The organism is Pseudoalteromonas sp. MMG013 (assembly GCF_018100885.1).
GTDB lineage: Bacteria > Pseudomonadota > Gammaproteobacteria > Enterobacterales > Alteromonadaceae > Pseudoalteromonas > Pseudoalteromonas aurantia.
Map to the genome: position 1 here is coordinate 1 of NZ_JAGJEE010000082.1, position 1005 is coordinate 1005.

The following is a 1005-nucleotide window of genomic DNA, read 5'->3' on the forward strand; positions in this document are numbered from 1 at the left end:
CGGCACCTTCAATTTATCTACTAACTGCTCAAATGGCACGTCTTGATGCGATTGCGCTTCTAAATGTACCGTTCTGATATGCTTAAAGTACTCCCCGACCGTGTGGTGTCCTGTGTTCGCTCTGAGCACTAACGTGTTCACAAAAAACCCTATCAACGGCGTCAGCTCTGCCTGCATTCTATTGGCTACTGGCGTTCCTATCACAATGTCTGCACTATTACTGTGTCTTGCTAGCAGCAAAGATAACGCACCATGTAATAACATAAATGGCGTTAATTGATATTGCTTCGCCACGGCTTGTAATTTCTCTCCCACAGCACTTGGCAATGAACCCGATAATGACGCACCGTCATATGCCTTTATTTCTGGTCTTGGGTAACACAGCGGTAAACTATGCACACCCGGTAACTCATCTAGCTGTTTCGTCCAATAATCTAATTGGTTATCCAGTACCTCTCCCTCTAAATGCGTGTGTTGCCAATGTGCATAATCTGCATATTGGATTTCCAGCTCTGGTAATGGACTTGCTTTTCCTTGGCTATACGCGTCATATAACGTAAAGAACTCTTTGGCCAATACATCCATCGACCAGCCATCTGAGGCTATATGGTGCATATTAAATAGCAGCACCCCTGCGCTGCCAGCCGTTTTAATATAGCTAACACGCAGCATCACATCTTCTGCCAAATTAAACGCCTGCGTAAATTCACTGTCAACCAATGCTTTCACCGCGTGTGCTTGCATCTCACCAGTGAGATGAGATAGGTCTTCGACTGCCACCTCAAAGTGCACCGCTGACATCGCGCAGATCTGTTGCTTCGCTACCCCCGCTACTTCAATGTAACGCGTTCGCAAAACTTCATGACGCGCAATGATGTCACTAAAAGCACGATTAACCACCGCGATATCGAGTGCGCCTTGCACCTCAAAAGCCATGGGCATATTGTACTCAGCGGAGCCGCCTTGCAAGCTATCAATAAACCATAAACGCTGTTGCGCAAAAGA

At 46.6% G+C, this 1005-nt stretch carries 1 protein-coding gene; it reads right to left on the reverse strand.

Translation table 11 applies throughout. The annotated features are described in order from the left end of the window. A partial coding sequence (locus J8L98_RS24420) for a condensation domain-containing protein (protein WP_247682691.1) occupies positions 1 to 1005 on the reverse strand: 1005 nt, incomplete at both ends.